General features: G+C 64.1%; 15 protein-coding genes. 3 read left to right on the top strand and 12 right to left on the bottom strand.

Annotated features, from left to right (window positions below; translation table 11 throughout):
* Window positions 1-33 precede the first annotated feature (33 nt).
* A complete protein-coding gene (locus QOH60_RS24480; RefSeq protein WP_526424475.1) occupies window positions 34-1,044 on the bottom strand; it encodes a glycosyltransferase family 2 protein in 1,011 nt (336 codons plus the stop codon).
* Window positions 1,045-1,396: 352 nt separating this feature from the next.
* Between QOH60_RS24480 and QOH60_RS24475 the strand changes: the two genes are divergently transcribed.
* The gene (locus QOH60_RS24475) at window positions 1,397-2,755 is read left to right on the top strand and encodes a hypothetical protein (protein WP_526424474.1); all 1,359 of its coding nucleotides are present in this window, start codon (window positions 1,397-1,399) and stop codon (window positions 2,753-2,755) included.
* A 25-nt stretch (window positions 2,756-2,780) separates the two neighbouring features.
* On the opposite strand, the gene QOH60_RS24470 is transcribed toward QOH60_RS24475, so the two are convergent.
* The 5 genes from QOH60_RS24470 to QOH60_RS24450 all read right to left on the bottom strand — a co-directional run bounded on the left by QOH60_RS24470 (window position 2,781) and on the right by QOH60_RS24450 (window position 9,155).
* Window positions 2,781-3,827 (bottom strand): glycosyltransferase family 4 protein, encoded by a 1,047-nt coding sequence (locus QOH60_RS24470; protein ID WP_526424473.1) that lies wholly within the window; start codon window positions 3,825-3,827, stop codon window positions 2,781-2,783.
* Between the two features lie 6 nt (window positions 3,828-3,833).
* Window positions 3,834-4,958 carry a right-handed parallel beta-helix repeat-containing protein gene (locus QOH60_RS24465; protein WP_526424472.1) on the bottom strand — a complete coding sequence of 375 codons (1,125 nt, stop codon included), beginning with the start codon at window positions 4,956-4,958 and terminating at the stop codon, window positions 3,834-3,836.
* Window positions 4,936-6,276, bottom strand: a complete 1,341-nt coding sequence (locus QOH60_RS24460) for an O-antigen polymerase (protein ID WP_526424471.1) — start codon at window positions 6,274-6,276, stop codon at window positions 4,936-4,938. Before QOH60_RS24460 ends, QOH60_RS24465 begins: the two co-directional genes overlap by 23 nt.
* Before the next feature lie 78 nt (window positions 6,277-6,354).
* Window positions 6,355-8,022 (bottom strand): lipopolysaccharide biosynthesis protein, encoded by a 1,668-nt coding sequence (locus QOH60_RS24455; RefSeq protein ID WP_526424470.1) that lies wholly within the window; start codon window positions 8,020-8,022, stop codon window positions 6,355-6,357.
* Window positions 7,998-9,155 carry a transferase gene (locus tag QOH60_RS24450; protein ID WP_526424469.1) on the bottom strand — a complete coding sequence of 386 codons (1,158 nt, stop codon included), beginning with the start codon at window positions 9,153-9,155 and terminating at the stop codon, window positions 7,998-8,000. Before QOH60_RS24450 ends, QOH60_RS24455 begins: the two co-directional genes overlap by 25 nt.
* A 14-nt stretch (window positions 9,156-9,169) precedes the next feature.
* Here QOH60_RS24450 and QOH60_RS24445 point away from each other — a divergent pair, with 14 nt between their 5' ends.
* Window positions 9,170-9,724, top strand: coding sequence for a dTDP-4-dehydrorhamnose 3,5-epimerase family protein (locus QOH60_RS24445; RefSeq protein ID WP_526424468.1), 555 nt, complete (start codon window positions 9,170-9,172; stop codon window positions 9,722-9,724).
* 113 nt (window positions 9,725-9,837) lie between these two features.
* On the opposite strand, the gene QOH60_RS24440 is transcribed toward QOH60_RS24445, so the two are convergent.
* The 6 genes from QOH60_RS24440 to QOH60_RS24415 are packed head-to-tail and all read right to left on the bottom strand — an operon-like array spanning window position 9,838 to window position 16,064.
* Window positions 9,838-10,614, bottom strand: a complete 777-nt coding sequence (locus tag QOH60_RS24440) for a glycosyltransferase family protein (protein ID WP_526424467.1) — start codon at window positions 10,612-10,614, stop codon at window positions 9,838-9,840.
* A gap of 15 nt (window positions 10,615-10,629) precedes the next feature.
* Complete coding sequence (locus tag QOH60_RS24435) at window positions 10,630-11,865, bottom strand: class I SAM-dependent DNA methyltransferase (RefSeq protein ID WP_526424466.1); 1,236 nt, start codon at window positions 11,863-11,865, stop codon at window positions 10,630-10,632.
* Window positions 11,866-11,908: 43 nt separating this feature from the next.
* Window positions 11,909-13,483, bottom strand: a complete 1,575-nt coding sequence (locus QOH60_RS24430; RefSeq protein WP_526424465.1) for a sugar transferase — start codon at window positions 13,481-13,483, stop codon at window positions 11,909-11,911.
* 1 nt (window position 13,484) lies between these two features.
* The gene (locus QOH60_RS24425; protein ID WP_526424464.1) at window positions 13,485-14,588 is read right to left on the bottom strand and encodes an NAD-dependent epimerase/dehydratase family protein; all 1,104 of its coding nucleotides are present in this window, start codon (window positions 14,586-14,588) and stop codon (window positions 13,485-13,487) included.
* A gap of 22 nt (window positions 14,589-14,610) precedes the next feature.
* Window positions 14,611-15,270 (bottom strand): PIG-L deacetylase family protein, encoded by a 660-nt coding sequence (locus tag QOH60_RS24420; protein ID WP_526424463.1) that lies wholly within the window; start codon window positions 15,268-15,270, stop codon window positions 14,611-14,613.
* The gene (locus tag QOH60_RS24415; protein ID WP_526424462.1) at window positions 15,267-16,064 is read right to left on the bottom strand and encodes a glycosyltransferase family protein; all 798 of its coding nucleotides are present in this window, start codon (window positions 16,062-16,064) and stop codon (window positions 15,267-15,269) included. Before QOH60_RS24415 ends, QOH60_RS24420 begins: the two co-directional genes overlap by 4 nt.
* 340 nt (window positions 16,065-16,404) lie before the next feature.
* On the opposite strand from QOH60_RS24415, the gene QOH60_RS24410 reads away from it, so the two are divergent.
* Window positions 16,405-16,855 (top strand): TetR family transcriptional regulator (locus QOH60_RS24410; protein ID WP_526424461.1); only part of this gene is annotated, 451 nt, incomplete at its 3' end.

The following is a 16,855-nucleotide window of genomic DNA, read 5'->3' as shown; positions in this document are numbered from 1 at the left end:
GCGTTGCGTTTGCTGTACTGACAGTTCGCTCAGTCAGCGGTACTTGGGAATTCGATACGAGGGCGGCAGGGGAGTGGGCTTGTGCGTCATCCTCCGCACTGCACGCCAGGCGCTGCGGAGCCACCTCTTCTTGAACAGAAACATCACTGGTGGCCACCAATTCGCGACGCGTCGACGTGCAGCGGCGAACTCGAAACCCTCTCTCGCATCGGGCTTGCCGCAGATGAACCGCCACAGCGCCCACCAGTAGACATAGTCGCCCATCTTACGGCGCGACATCGCCTCCAGGGTGCCGGCCGTGGGGAGTTCGGCGCCCTCGTGCGCGAAGAAAGAAGTGAATGCCAGCTCGTGCTCGATGAAGTCGCGCAGTGGTTGCTCGGTGTACGGCGTCGATAGCTGGGCCGCGTGCACCCTGCGAACGCCAAGCACACGGTTCGTGCTCGCTACGGCGCCGACGGTGGCCAGCCGCAGGTACATCTCGAAGTCGAACGTGCGTACCAGGCTCTCGCGGAAGTAGCCTGCCTTCTTCTGGGCTTCGGTGCGGACGATCACCGCGGGCGCACCGATGTCGCAGAACGAATCCCAACACGTCCTGCGGATGAACTCTGTACCCGTGACGATGTTCCACCGCGGATGCGGAGCATCACATCGGCCGGGATCCAGCAGCCCGTCGGTCAACCTGGCTTCGACGCCGTAGAGCATCCCGACATCGGGATGGTCGTCGAGGTAGGCCACGCCCGCCGCCAACCCGCCTGCGGCGAGCAGATCGTCGGCGTCCAGAAGCACGAAGTAGTCAGCATCGGCCCAGTCGACGGCGCGATTGCACGAGTCGTGCAGGCCACGATTGTGATCGTTGAGGATCGCCGTGACGCGCGGGTCTGCCGCCGCGAGGTCCTCTGCGATCTGCGCGCTGCCATCAGTGGACGCATTATCGATGATCAACACGCGCAGTTCGGCTACCTCTTGGGACAGCACGCTCATCACGCAATCACGAAGAAACGGGGCGTATTGATAGGACGGAATGGCAACGTCAACGCTTGCCACGACGCCGATAGTCCTTTCTTTCGATAGGTCCGCTGAAACGCTGCTCTCCGCATGGGTGCGCGACGATTCCGAGCCATTCGACAGGACCCGAAACAGTTTATCGGATTCGTCGCTATCCAGCTAACTCCCTTCCGGCGCGGCCTATCTGCGCCAGGGTCGGGGCGGTGTGCGGGGCCATTTGCTGCGCTGGGATATGCTGTGTGATCGCGAGCACGACTTTGATCTAGAACAGCTGGTTCGAGTGTTACAGTGCGCGATGATTACGCGCTGAGGCTCGGGCCGGGTGCGACGCGGCTTCTTGGCAAGGCTGCGGGTCTGGCCGAGGATGTGAAACCGAAGATTTGGAGCCGAGATGCGCAAAACCCTACGGACGGTCGTGTCGCGATTGACGACGCCGTTGTGGAAGCCCACTGTGGCGGGGATTTGCTTGGGTGCGGTAATCGGGGGCCTCGCCCTAAACGCCGGCACGACTCGCGAGGCGAGCGCGCTGATACGGATCTATCCACCGGTCGACGTCATGCAGACGATGACTGCCAGCAGTCCTTCACCCGACCCGCAGCAAAGCTACATCTCTGGCGAGATCACGTACTTGAACTCTGCGGGCTTTGGCCAAGCAGTGGCGAAAGAGCTCAACGAATCTGATCCACCACAATTGTCGGCAACGCAGGACGCACAGTCGTCCATTGTCACTTTGTCAGCTTCCGACGCAAATTTTGATGGCGCCGCGCGAATTGTCAACGCGGCGTTGAAAGTCTATGACGGTCACGCCCGGCAGCTGATTAGCGAGCGTGGGAAGGCCGCCATCGACGGCATCAACGCGATTCTCGTGCGGGAGAAGACTTCGCCCACTGACCCTGCACCGCCTCCCGGCGACACAAGGACGGATCGACAGACTCCGACGGACCAACTCCAGGCGCAGCTCTACTGGATCGAGGTCCAAACGCAACGGCTGACCCCGTTTCAGGTCGTCTCGCCTCCGAGCGAAACGAACACAGGTGGCGTGCCGAAGTGGCAGCTGGGCGTGGTCGGTGGCGCCTTATTGGGCGGGCTCGCGCTGCTCGGCGGTGCGCTGGTTTGGCGCAGGCGAGTCGGGGTCGTGACATCACCTTCGGCGCTCGATCCCGTAGTGCAGCGTGTGCTTGTGCCGACTGTCGCCCTCGGCAGATTGGCACCCGGGTCCGCCGCGCACACGGCGCTTGCGCGCACGCTCAACAACCAGCTGTCGGCCGCTCGAGCCGGGACCATTCTCGTCGTCGGAGCATCCGCCGAATCTGGCACGTCGGACATCGCTCGCCTGATCGCGGCCGCCGGCAAAGAGCACTCCGAGGTGCGGCTCGTGGACCTTTCCGGCAGTCCTGACAGCGTCGAGGCGTTTCGCGCAGGCCTTGCCTCCGGAACTGCCAGCGTGATCGACGGCGGCTCGATCGACACCTCGCCCCTGCTGCCGCAGGCGGCAGACGTCGCCGGTCAGGTCGTCGTCGTGGCCCGAATCGGCAGCGACGTCATCGACGAGGTCCGCACGACGGCGTTGCTGGCCACCGACCGGGATCTGCCCGTCTGTGCCGTGTGCACGAGGGGGTCAAGCCGGCGCGATAGCAACACCAAACACCGAACCCCTCTGCAGGCCAAGCGAACACGGCGCTCCTCGGTGGTCCCCACCGGAGACGACCAAACCGATAAAACCGAGCGTCTGTCTATTCCGAGTAAATAGCCGGGATGCGCCGGAGCCGTCGCCGTTACGAGACCCTGCGCCGTACGTGCTCGATGACTTTCTGCGCCGACGAACTCCACGAATACCGCTGAGAATTGGCAGATCCGCGACTCCGCAACTCGTCAGCAATACCCTCTTGCGACTCAAGTCGATCGAGTTGCGACACAAGCGATTCAGTGTCATCGGGGTCGAAATACAGCGCACCGTCGCCGCACACCTCGGGTAGAGATGCCGCGTCTGAGCAGACGACGGGACAGCCCAGAGTCTGTGCCTCCAGCGGAGGCAGGCCGAATCCCTCGTATTTCGAAGGGAAGACGAGCGCGCGGCAATTGCGATACAACCACGCGAGCTCGGCATCGGTAAGGCGCCCACAAATCACTGCGTTGTGCTCCAGCACAGGCATGGCGCTGAAGACCTGCTGACTACCGGCGACGCCGACGACCACGACTTTGCGTCCAGATGCCGCGATGGCAGCCAAGGGGGCAGCGAGATTCTTGTGGTGCGCCTGGGTACCGACGACGAGATACTCATCCCCGTTGAGGGACAGGTCCGGCCGACTTGGCGCAAGTGAGCGCAGCGAGTCGGCCGCGCACCCGGCCACGATGAAGCGGTCTACGTTGATGCGCAACGTCTGTGACAACTCACCCGCGCTGAAATGGGATACGGTCGAGAGCATTTGGGCGGTGCGGCCGAGCAGCCCGTACATCGCGAAATAGAACGCGACGAATGCGCGGCGGTAGGTTCGCGGGTACCGGAAAGGCGTGGCGTCGTGCATGGTGACCAGCTGCCGGCGTTTGAGCATCGGCGCCGGACCGGCGAAGTTCAACAGCAGCTTGCCTGCGGTGGCGAACGGAAGATACAGCTGCTCGAACACGACGCCCGAAAACCGCGAGCGACGGATCGTCACCCGTGGATCGTTCGCCCATAGCGGTATCTCAGCGTCCGCGGGGACGTGGATCACGAGGTCGAAACAGTTCGCGGCGACGATCGCCTGCACCATTTCCCCCGCATACCGTTGAGTTCCGGTCAGCTTCTGCGCCAACCACTTTCCGTTGACGTATACGGGCTGCACGGTCGCTCAGCCGACCGTGATGGGGTTCGAGTCCAGCGTCCATCCCGAGGTCGCGTAGCTGCCCGCCGGCGCATTCGTGAAAAAGGGGGGCAACGACGATTCTCTAATGTTGATGTCGCGCAATGACACAGCGCCGATTGATCCCTTACCGACAAGCACCGCGACGTTTCTCTGGGCAGACGGATCGGTGGCAGTGACGGTCAGGCCGGATATCTGGATGTTCCGCGCGCCCGTGCCTGCATTTCCGGCATACACCAGGACCGCACCCTGAACGATGTGGGGGTCGTAGTTGACGCGGTCCACGCTGCCGCCCGCGATGGTCACGTCATCGACGCTTGCGGTGTGGAAGTCACCGGCTTCAGTGGCGACGTAGACGCCCGCCGCGCTGGTATTAGCGACGGAGAAATTGTCGACGTTCACATTGCGGGCGCCCACAATTGCGATGCCGCGGCCGAACCTGGTGCTGGCGACGTGTACGCCGCTGATGCGGATGTCGCTGCACCGCTGGCGATCCGACTCGTAGGACACCACCGCCACGCCGTCGTCGCCGGTGGCGTCCGTGTCAACGCCCTCGACCACCCCGTTTTCGCTCCCTTTGGTCATGTGAATGCCGTCGGCGCGGGTGCCGGTGATGCGCACATCGCGGATCGTGAAGCCCTGCGCGCCGTTGACGAAGATCCCTGCTGCAGCCGAGCCGGCGATGGTGACCTTCTCGACGACGTCTCCCGCCCCGGACAGGACGAGCTTGTGCTGATCGAGGTCTTCGTATCGTTTGCCCTGGGTGGGCGCGGTGAGTGTGACGTTAGTCAATTGCACACGGTCAGCGGTGATTTGGACCGCCGATGTCGCGTCGTTGGTCGATTCGAATGTGGCCCCGCCGCCGTCGATGCGCACCCCGGGAACGCGGAGTTTAAGGACGCCATGATGCTGGTAGACCTGCGGATCGAGCTTGACGTATCCCCCTGGAGGTGCCGCGTCCAGACGAGCTTGCAGCGCGCCTGTGCTGTCTGCGCCTGCCAAGCTGTTGGACACGGCGCACAACGCCCACGGCACGAATACGACAGCACAAGCTGCAGCGACGGGTGGCAGCGCCTTGCTCCGCCCACCTTTACGGAGCTGCCGGAACTTCATGTCTTCTCTCTCTTGCTTCGGTCCTGGACATCAGCGCGGCGACGATGACGAGGCCGATCCAGGCGTACGTCGCTCTTCCCTGAGACCAGTAGAAGTAGCGCGGGATTTCGAGCAGTCCGGTGAAAATCACGGGGTACATCAACAGCCCGAACGGAGACCCTTGGCGGAACCCGCGATACAGCAGGCCGGCCACGATACCGATGAGCAGGAACGTGAGCAGGCCGCCGAATGTCCCGTAATCGAGAAAGGGACCGACGTAGCCGCTTCCGTTGTTGAACTCGGGGTTGCCGAAGTGGGCGAGCATCGCGTCGTACAGCGGGTCGGCCGCGCCGCGAGTGTGAGGCGGCACATGCCCGCTGAGTTTCTCGTACAGATCCATCTTCTCGATCCCCGGTGCCACCCAGAAGGCCTCGATGGTGTCGTAGGGCAACCGGCCGGGCCATTGCATGTGTTGCAGCTGAAGGTGGCCGTTGTTCAGAGCCGTGGAGTAATAGCCCGCCAACCGGGTGAGTACAAAGTCGGTATACGACGTCCCGCCGTGATTGCGGTAGTAGGTCCACGAGCGGAAGTATTCGAACACACCGAACGTCAGCACGACGACGACCAACGCCACCAGCGGGACCAGTTGAACCAGGCCGCGTCTGGCGCCGACAGCCAGCTTTGCCACGAAGATGACGGCGACGGGACCCACGAGCTCGAGAATCGCAAGCCGCTCTGACAACACGTAGGCGCGAACGAGTGCAAGCGCCAGCACTGTGAGCAGCCTGGCAAGCTCTGCGCGCGAAAACTGCCGCGTGAGAAGGACAGCGGAGATGACCGCCGCTGCGATGCCGAACTGCGTCAGCGTCGTGACGCCCGGGATGGTGCCGATGAGGTCTCTGACCTGGATGCCCTCCCCGTAGCCCGAAACAAAGCTGAAGGGGTTGATTCCGGCACGCACCATCAGCACCGCGAATCCCGCGTAGCCGATCACGGTCGCGGTCGTCAGGATGATGCTTGCCCGGCGCAGCATCAGGCTGGTCTGGTCGCTGAAACCGGGCCACGGCCTCGCGAGGGTCCGGATGTGAGGCGTCGCGGCGATTGCGATCAGGGCACCGAAGGCTATTGCCGCTGCCCCGCAACCGAATAGCAGAAGTGTGTGCGTGGTGATCGCCTTCGGGCTTCTCCACAGCGCGCGGAACTCTGCGTCCGTCAGCATGGCCGTCGGGATGATCGAGACAACCGCGACGATCAGCGAAACCGCGATCGGCGAGAGCCACCACACGCGGGGAGCCGGCGCCGTCGTCGTGCTCACGGCATCGCGTTCGATCACCACCATCTGGACACACCCACCAGTCCCACCAAAGCCGCACTTGCCAAATGCATTTGGGTGCAGCAGCTCGTGGTGTCAGTGGCGTTACGCCGCCCGGCTCGATGTGGCACCGCCATCACCGGAGTCGGCATCGGAAGCCTCGCCATCGCGGTCACTGGCGAGTTCTCTTGCCGCCCGAAGCACATGGAAGTGAGCATTCGGAGCGCGGCCCAGGATCACCCGGGCGGTAAGCCACTGGAACAACGAGGTTGCTGCGACACTCACGGAGGTTACCACCGCGAGCGCGAATGGCCCGCTCAGCAAGACTGCCGCCACGGCGGCGCCGATAGCAGCCACGGTGACCAGCGTTGCTGTGCGTGCGGCCGCACCGAGGTGACCGCTGACCATCAGGTAGATCATGCTGCTCTTGCAGAACGCCTGGCAGATGCCGCCGATGGCGATGATCAACAGCATGGTTGCTGCCGGGCGCATTCCCGGGCCGTAGGCGAGTTCCAGAGCGTACGGGCCGAAAACCGCCAGCAGTGCGACGAAGACGAGCACCACGACGGTGCTCAGTGTCGAGGCGTTGGACAGCATGCGGACCACTTGATCCTTCTTGCCCGCCGCCCACAGCCGCGCCGCAGGAGCGCTGGCAGCGAGCGCGGCGAGACTTTCCAGCACTGTCACCTGCATCGCCAGCGTGACCGCAGCCGCGTACTGTGTCGCCGCGACCGGGTTCAGAGTCGCAGTGGCCAGCCAGATTGTCCCCTGCATGACGAGGAATTCCGAAAGGTCCAGGCTCGCCAGTTGAGCGCCCTGGCCGATCGCCTGCTGCATGGTCGACCAGGTGAAGGACCCGCCGAAAACCGCAACATGGTGGCGCGAAGCCACGAGCGCGAACACGAACTGCACCAGAGCCACAACGAGATATACCGACACCACCCACAGCAACGACGACCGGCCCATGACCACCAGCACGAGCGTCACAAACGGCAGTACCAACATGCTGCGGACGTAGTGCATGGTGGCCACCGAGGCGCGCACCCGCCCCACTGCGGCAAAGATGTCGCTCAGCATCAACCGAAGCGATTCGATGACGATCAGGACGGTGGCCAGCACGAAGACCGGCAGGAAGTCCGAATGACCGATCAACGCATTGCATCCGACGAACGCGATCAACGGCGCGCTCACTGCCGACAGAAGAAGCGAGGCCCTCAGATGCGTGCCTGCGAGCTGTCGCCGCAGCAATGGATCCGGCTCTGAGGGAAGCAGCCTGATGATGTTGGGCCCCATGCCCAGGCACCCGATCTTGGGCCCGAACGCCAGCGCGGCCAGAATGGCGAAGAACGTCGCGGCTTCTGCTGGGTCGAGATTCCGGACGACCACCACGGAAAGCAGAAGAGTCGAGACCATGCCGCCCGCCGCGGCCAGCGTTCGCCAGGTGAAGCTGTGGCGTAACTCCCTGTTCGCACTCGCCTTGCCGCGCGGGCGACCAGGACGGGAAAACCGGTGGCATGCGGCACCATTCGACTGCGCAGGCGCCTCCGGAAACGGCATCCGCTTGGCCTCTTCGGGGAAGCTGTAACCGGCCGTCCGACTAGCCGTCCACGGTCTGGGTTTCGGCATCCGCACGGGCCCGGTCTCCGCGCAGAGGTTGCCGCGCTGCGCGTCGATCGCTTCGCGTGCAACGCTGACCGGAATCCGCAGTGGGATGGTGGCGTCGGCCGGGAACTGGGAGCAACCCTGCTCTACCGGACCGCTATGGCGTTCCACGCCGATCGCCTCCCCTGCTCCTCGTCTAGTGCGTGATCAGTCAGTGCCGCGGTGTCTTCGGGCCAACTGTCGACGACCCACCGCTGGTCCAGCTGCGGATATTGCTGCCGGACTTCTTCGTACAGGTCCGGGAGCGTCAGCAGCACCCGGTCCGGCTCGGCGGCGAGCAATTGTTCGGGTGAGATTATCGGGACGTCGGTCCCCGGCATCCTGCGGCCCTGCTTGGCCGGCGACGCGTCGGCGACCGCCGCGAGGAGCCGCCGGTCGACTCCGGCTCGGCTGAACAACGCCACCGCGCGTGACGCGGCACCGTAGGCGTACACCCTGCGGTTGGCGTCGGCCTGGGTTTCGAGCCAGCTGCGAAGCCACTGGGTGTGTCCATCAGTCGCGCGCTGCAACTCGGCGACGACGTCGGCGTGGCCGATCCCGAACCTGGCCTCGGAGTCCAAGATGGCCCGGACACGCTCGTCGGGAGCAACGGGCTTATGCACCGCGGCGACCAACACCGTGCCACCGTACAAATCGAATTCCCATGCCGTTGCCACGCTCATTCCGGCGCCCTCGATGAGTCGCTTCAGCGCGGTCAGCGAGTAATACGCGAAGTGACCGTGCCGCAAAGCATTCCACTGGCACTGGCTGACGATGGACACCAGCGAGTGGAACTGCAGCAGCAGCACCCCTTTCGGCGCGGTCACCGCCGCACGCCGCTGGAATGCTGCCCGCTGGGCAGGTTCGTGCATGATGCCGAAGGAGTCCAGCACCACGTCGGCGACCTTCTCTTCTCGGTATCCGCGCTGCGTCAGCAGCGGCAACCACGTTCCGCCGTGCGGACTGCCGAATTCCCTGACGGTGCAACCACGCAGCCAGCCGCCCGCGGCGATTCGCGACACCGCGTCGTGCGCCTGGTCGCGCAGCGCCTGCGGCTCGATGCCGCGCGGCTCCTCGGCTGTGGTGTCGTCGTCTGCCAGCTGGGCGAGGGCACACTCCTCACACAGATCCATCGCGAGCGGATGCGACGCCTCCGACGTGCTCTTCGGCGCAGTGGCCCAGGGGAAGTGGTCGGCGGCCGGCACCGTCCCCAGGTCCAATACTCGACGCAGGCGCTGACTTCCGCACCCTCTGCAGCCCCTCATGCGAGCATGGTCCCGTGCGCATCGAAGCGAGCGAACTCCACGGAGTATTCGTGCTGGTGCCCCGTCCCGCCCGCGATGACCGCGGACTGTTCACCAGGACGTTCGACGCCGAGCTGTTCGACGAATATCTCGGCGCGCCTGGCGTTTCTGCGACGTTCGTGCAGGACTCGCAGTCGAGATCCGCACAGGGCGTGGTTCGCGGCATGCACGGACGCAGCGGCCGTGGCGAGGCCAAGTTGGTGCGTTGCGCCCACGGCGCCATCTACGACGTCGTCGTCGATATCCGGGCCGACTCTCCGACTTTCGGCGCGCAGCAGGCATTCATGCTCGACGACAACGATTTTCGCCATCTGTACATCCCCCCGGGGTTCCTGCACGGGTTTCAGGCCCTCACGCCGGTCAGCGACGTGTGCTATCGAATCGACCGCCCGCACGACCCGGCCGAAGACATCGCGGTGGCCTACGACGATCCCGATCTCGCGATCCCGTGGCCGCAGCCCGTGACCGTGGTGTCGCCGCGGGACGCCGGCGCGGCGAGTTGGAACGACCTGTTGACCACCCTGCGCTGACCGATCCTTCTTCGCTCCTCGCGTCCGCAATTCCTTCTTCGCTCCTCGCGTCCGCAATTCCTTCTCTGCTCCTCGCGTCCGCAATTCCTTCTTCGCTCCTCGCGTCCGCAAGCTCATCGGGTTTCCCACACCATCCAGGGCCGGTCACCGCGGCCGTATTGGGCGTCGAGGTCGGCGCGTTCCTTGAAAGTGTCGGCGGCATGCCAGAACCCGTGATGGTCGTAACCGTACAACTCCCCCCGTCGCGCCAATGTCCTCAGGGCGCCGGTCATCAGGTCTGCCCCTGGCTCCAAGACATCGAACACGGCCTGGGAGAACACGAAATAACCGCCGTTCTCCCGAATGGCGAGTTCGGCCACGGGGGTGATCGCCTTGATCTCGCCGCTCTCGCTGACCTCCACGCAGTGAAATGACTGCTGGGGCCGCACGACCATCAGGGCGCCCGCGGCACCCGATGTGTAAAAGGCCGCGATCATCTGGTCGAGCGGGGCGTCCGTCAACACGTCTGCGTAGTTGGCGAGGAAGTACTCGTCGCCGCCGAGATAGTCGCGGACGCGCTGAAGCCGTTCTCCCAGACCGGATTCCAGGCCCGTGTCGACGAACGTGATCGACCAGTCGTAGAGATCCGATCGCAGCAGATCCACCTCGGTACCGCGCATCACGAAGTTGTTCGACGCCGACTCCTGATAGGACAGGAAGTAGTCCTTGATATGCGATGCGCCGTGGCCCAGGCACAGGATGAACTCCTTGTGCCCGTAGTGCGCGTAGTAACGCATGATGTGCCACAGCAGCGGCCGGGGACCGACCATCTGCAACGGTTTGGGAATGGTGTCACCGATGCTGAGCCCCGTGCGCATCCCGTGGCCACCGCAGAACAACACAACTTTCATTCGTCTGCCCTACTCCTACGGCCCCGGCATGGTGGCCGTATGGAGGTCCGGGAGAGGAAACACGAGTTGGCCGCCCCACTCGGTGATGTAGCTCAGCTGCGCGGTCAACTCGGCTTCAAGATTCCAGGGCAACGCCAACACGACATCGGGCCGGTCTTTGGCGATCATCTCGGGGTCGTAAATCGGGATCCGGGTACCAGGCGTGAATCGCCCGTGCTTGTACGGATTGCGGTCCACGGTGTACTCGAGCAGATCGCTGCGGATCCCGCAGTAGTTCAGCAGAGTGTTGCCCTTGCCCGGAGCGCCGTAGCCGACGACCTGCTTGCCCTGGGCGCGGCAATCGAGCAGGAACCGCAGCAGATTGTGGCGGATCGCCTCGGCCCGGGGCCGCAGCCCCAGATACCCGTCGACCTGGTGTAAGCCCATCGCGTCTTCGATCGCAAGGACTTCGGTCACCCGCTCACTCGGAGGCTCGGCAATCTCATGCGGACGCGCCCAGATCCGAACCGACCCACCATGCGTCGGTAGCAATTCGACGTCGCAGACCGACAATCCGCCGGTTGCGAGCGCACGCATCGCCGACAGCACCGTGTAGTACTGGAAGTGCTCGTGGTAGATCGTGTCGAACTGCCCGAGCCCGACCAGGTTCAGCGCGTGATGCACCTCGATGCTCAGCCAGCCGTCATCGGCGAGCAGCGCCCGCAGCGATCGCGTGAACCCGATCAGGTCGGGGATGTGGGCGTAAACATTGTTTGCGACAACAAGTTTTGCGGCACCGTGCTTGGCTCGCACAATGTCAGCAGAAGACTCGTTGAGGAACGTGGTCACCGTAGGCACACCGCGGTCCCGAGCCGCTGCGCCCACGTTCACGGATGGCTCGATTCCTATGCACGGTATGCCGGCGGCCACCACGTGCTGCAGCAGATAACCGTCGTTGCTCGCGACCTCGACCACCAGCGTCTCGCCGCCCAGGCCGAGCCGTTCGACGGCGTCGTCGACGAACGTCTTTGCGTGATTCACCCAGCTGTCGGAGACGGACGAGAAGTAGGCGTACTCCGTGAAGGTGTCCTCCGGCTCGATCAACGCCGGGATCTGCAGCAGAAGGCAGTCCTGGCACAGCCGAAGATGCAACGGGTACGTCTTCTCAGGAAGATCGATTGTCTCTGCGGTGAGGAACAACTCACACGGCGGGGTTGCTCCCAGGTCGAGGACGCTCACCAGTCGATTCGAACTGCAAAGTCTGCAAAGCAATTTCAACTCTCCGTCGGGTCGAGGCCGGCTTCTGACGCCGGGGTTAGCACGCACCATCACGCTTCAGCACGGCACGCGCGGTGCGCCAGACGATGTGCAGGTCCTGGATGCACGACCAGTTGTCGACGTAGGAGTGGTCGAGCCTGATCCTTTCCTCCTCCGAGACGTCGGAACGTCCCGAGATCTGCCACAGCCCGGTGATTCCCGGCTTGACGAGGCCCCGTCGCTCCACGAAGTGCTCGACCGAGTCGCCTTCACCGGGCACCAATGGGCGCGGCCCGACCATGCTCATGGATCCGCCGACGACATTGAACAGCTGCGGCAGCTCGTCGATGCTGGTTGCCCGAAGGAACCTGCCCACCCGCGTGATCCGGGAATCGCACGCAGATTTGTAGAACACCCCGTTGTGTCCCGTGGCCTCTCTCTCGGCTACTTCGCATGCCTCAGCGTCCGCCCGCATTGTTCTGAACTTGTAGATGCGGAAATGCTTACCCCGGTGGCCAACTCGCGATTGCCGGAATATGACGGGACCGCCGTCGTCAAGCTTGATGGTGACGGCGACCAGCGCCATGATAGGTAGTGCGGCCATCAGTGCCGCCATGGCGAAGGACAGGTCGAACAGCCTCTTGGCGATCAACGCCGGGCCGTCCTGCCGTGGCGCGGCAATGTGCATGAGCGGCAGGTTGTCGATCGGCCGCATACGCAGCCGGTGCCCGGCGATGTCGGTCACGCCTGGAACGACGATCAGCTCGGCGTCCAGCGATTGCAGGCGCCACACGAGCTTCCGCATGTTGTGGGCGCCGAGGTGCTCCACCGACGTGACCGCGACCGCGTCCGCACCTGTGACCTCCAGTGCGCTCTCCACCGCGCAGTGGTCTCCCAGCACGGGCACCGGACCCGTCGGCATCAGGAGTTCCCCGCCGACCTGACCGTCGTAGCCTGGCACGCATGCGCCAACGACGCGGAATCCACCTGCGGCGGAACGCCGAAAGCTTTCGCACAGCATGCGGACCGACTCGGGCTGGCCGAGTACGACAACCCTGGTGATGAACTTGCCCGCGGTACGCCGCCTCGCGAGATCGAGATGGAGGACATGCCTGCCCGCCACCAGGCCGACCAACCCGAGGGTCAACGCGATGATCAGATAGCCGCGCGGCATCTGCACTTCGGCCAAAGCTGCAGTCACGGCGGCCAGACCGAAGACCCAGGCTGTCGCCGATACGACCCTGCGGTACTCCTCAGGTCCGATTCCGATCAGGGACATGTCCCGTGACTTCTGCAGTCCCAGCGCGACGAGCCAGCAGACCGCAAGCACGATCGAGATCACGGTCAACTGACCGGAGCTCGACCGGCCAATCGCGCTATCCGTGGGAAGGATTCGGTAGCAACCGATTTGGGCCAGAACTAGCACGGCAACGATCACAGCCGTATCGACGGCTAGTACGCGCCACCGGTGAGCCCGGTCCCAGCGTCGCCGTTGCGCCTTGGCCTCGGTGCCGTCGCTGAGCAGGCGGTCGAGGTACACGGGATCGTAGCGCTTGCGCCATTGCCGGGCGGTGCGGCTCGCAGGCCGACCGGAAGCTGGCGGAGTTGTGTTGGGCACCACGGAGATCGACATATCAGGCTCCTATCCGGCCACTGTGTTCGATCACTCTCGGGCTCGGCGCCGACGGGGCAGTTGTCCAGAACAGCTGCCCGTCGATCTGGCCGGTTTTGAGCAGATACTCGATCTGCCGCAGCCGGGTGTGGCCCCGGCCGTAGAACGTTTCGGAATCCAGCGCGATGCTCTCGAAGACACGGTGCAGTTGGGCGGCACCCGCGGCCACATCCCACTGGGCGGCGAAGTCCGGGAACACCTCCCGAATCTTCTCGAACCCGACCCGGTAGCTGCGCTGGTCGCCGCTTGCCGGCCCGAAAGTGACTTCGCATCCCGGGAATTCGCGACCCACCGCCCCGGCGATCTCGCGGATGGTGCAGTTGTTCTCGTCGGCACCGACGTTGACCACCAGGGAGTGCACCGTCTCACGGTCGGCGCCCAGCGCACACCGAATTGCCGCAGCGATATCGAGCGCGTGGACCATTGGCCGCCATGGGGTCCCGTCACTGGACATCGCGATCGTGTTCTCGACCCACGCGAGCCCGCACAAGTTGTTCAGGACGATGTCGAACCGCATCCGTGGCGACGCGCCGAATGCAGTTGCGTTACGCAGGAACGTCGGCGAGAAATTGTCGTCGGCCATCGCCGAGAGATCCCGCTCGACGAGCGCCTTGCATATCGCGTACGGAGTCAGCGGATTGATTGGGCTCGTCTCGTCAACGGTGCCGTCGGCGACGCCGTACACGCTGCATGACGACATGTAGACGAACCGGCTCACCCCCGCCCGCTTGGCGCATTTGGCCAGCTGCACGCTGCCCAGGTGATTCACCTCGTAGGTCACCTCGCCGACCAGCGAGCCCAGTGGGTCGTTGCTCATCTCGGCCATGTGCACCACGGCATCGAAGCCGCGTAGATCGGCGACGGTCACGTCGCGGATGTCGCGCGAAAGCATTTGCGGCACAACGTCGTATCCCGGCGGCGTCGCTGCGATCACGCTGGGCGAGCACAACCAGCCCGACTTGTAGTAGCCGGTGTCGAGCGCGACCACGTCGTGCCCGTCGGCCATCAGTTGTGGCGTCAGCAGGCAACCGAGGTAGCCGTCGGCTCCGGTGACAAGAATGCGCATCGGTATGTCCTTGTCTTTCGGGCTAGTTGGCCGACACGGCGCCGAAGCGGAGGACGGTCTTTTCCGCGACGAACGCTTCGGCGTAAGGGTTGTGTGACTGAACACCGCGCAGGCGCAAGAGGGCCGTGAACGTCTCGTGGTCGAACCAGTCGCGGTCGGTCTGCGACCGGTAGCACTCGTGCAGCAACTCGGCCTTTTGTGCTGCGGTGGGCCGGTCGATGGGCACGTACACGTTGGCGTCGGGGAGATCGGACTCCCACTTCGGGATCTCGTAGCCGAGGATGAGGTGATCGCGGAACTCGGTGGGGGCGAGTTCGGCCAGCATCCGGTGATCCTGGTGGCGGTCGGCGCGCTGCGGTGCGAACACCACGTCGGGATCACAGCTACGCCGGAATTCGGCCAGCCGGCGCTTCACCAGCGCCCAGTGTCCGGGCAGGCGGCCGTCGGGCAGATCATGTACGGCCAGCCGGACCTCGGCATTGCGGCAGAAGGCGACGAATGCGTCCTTCTCCTCGACCTCGCGCTCGGTGCCGCCGCCGGTGAGCACCAGTGCGTGCACGATCACGTCGGGGTTGTGCTCGGTCAAGTGCAGCAGCGTTGCGCCCATCCCGATCGCGATGTCGTCGCAGTGCGCGCCGATCACCGCCACGTTCGCGAGCGCTCCCGTCGAGAGCCCGATCATGATGTCGCTCCGACTGATTCGGGCGACTCCCACACGGCCCATGGCCGAACGCCACGGTTGTAGTCGGCGTCGAGCTCGGCGCGTTCCTTGAACGTGTCCGCGGGCTTCCAGAATCCGTCGTGGCGGTAGCCGATGAGCCTGCCGGTGCCGGCGAGGGACATGCAGGCGTCGCCGACCAGATCCCCGTTGGGCGGGATGAAGTCGATGACTTCCTGGTTCAGGACGAAGTACCCGCCGTTGACTCCGACCGGGAACTGGCTGATCGGAGCGATCTCCTTGACCTCGCCGGTGCTCGCGACATCGACGCAGTGGAAGGTCGACTGCGGGGGAACGATCAGCATCGAGGCCGTTGCCCCGACGCTGACCGCGCGATCGATCATGGTGTCGAGGGGAGCGTCGGTCAGCACGTCGGTGTAGTTCGCGAGGAAGTACGGGTCGGACCCCAAGTGCTCGCGGACGCGTCGCAACCGCTCACCGATGGGCGACTCCAACCCGGTGTCGACGAACGTGATGGTCCAGTCCGAGATGTCGGAGCCGAGCAGCTCGATGTGAGTGCCCCGCATGACGAAGTCGTTCGACTCGGTCTCGCGATAGGTCAGGAAGAAGTCCTTGATCTTGTCAGCGCCATAGCCCAGGCAGAGGATGAAGTCCTTATGGCCGAAGTGGGCGTAATACCGCATGACGTGCCATAACAGCGGGCGAGGGCCGACCATCTGCAGCGGCTTGGGGATGACGTCGCTTCCGGTGGTCCGCATCCGCATGCCGTAGCCACCGCAGAACAGAACCACCTTCATGGCCTGGCCCCCTCAGGACGCCGGCGTGGCACCAAGAGGCTGTGGGTTAACTGGGTCTCCATGAAGCGGCTCCGTGAACTCGTGACGAGCATTAGGTAAATGGGCGTCAACGTCGACCGTTGGTCGCCCGATGACAGATGTACCAGACATATAGTTTCTTTGCTCGGCTATTTTGTCAACTTTTAGTATGTTTTCGCGATTGCAACAAACTTCTAGTACTGTGACCAATCGCCGTCGAACCCTCGCTTCGACGCATGCGATGAGCTGGGAAAAGTTGCCAGCTGGAAGTTAGAACCGACGATTCGCCCGTAGCGAACGTCCGACCTGGAGGTACGTGGATATGGTGCGCCAGGCGAGGTCTGAGGCCACGCGGCAGACGATTCTGTCGGCCGCCGCGGACGTGTTCAGCCGGATCGGCTATGCCACGGCCACGATGCGCGACATCGTGGCCGGCTCAAAGCTGACGAAGGGTGCGTTTTACTACCATTTCGACTCCAAGGAGTCGGTGGCCTCGGCGATCATGGAACAGACCAGCGCCAAGCTGCTGCGCGGCTTTCGCACCGCTGCCCGACCTGACGAGCGTGCGCTGCAGAGAACGATCGACGGCTTGGTCGCGGTTGCGGAGATCGTTGCCACCGATAATCTGGCGCGCACCGGAGCGCTCCTGATCCAGACGCTCGGCGACAGCAACACGGTCGCCTCACGTGTCCACGACGACTGGATCGACGCGATCGCCGGGCAGGCCGAACTGGCGAGTTGCGAGGGCGATCTTCGCAGGGACATCGAACCAA

The sequence above is a fragment of the Mycobacterium sp. genome (assembly GCF_032159765.1).
In the GTDB taxonomy this organism is placed as follows: domain Bacteria; phylum Actinomycetota; class Actinomycetes; order Mycobacteriales; family Mycobacteriaceae; genus Mycobacterium.
This window is presented reverse-complemented; position numbering and strand designations above follow the sequence as displayed.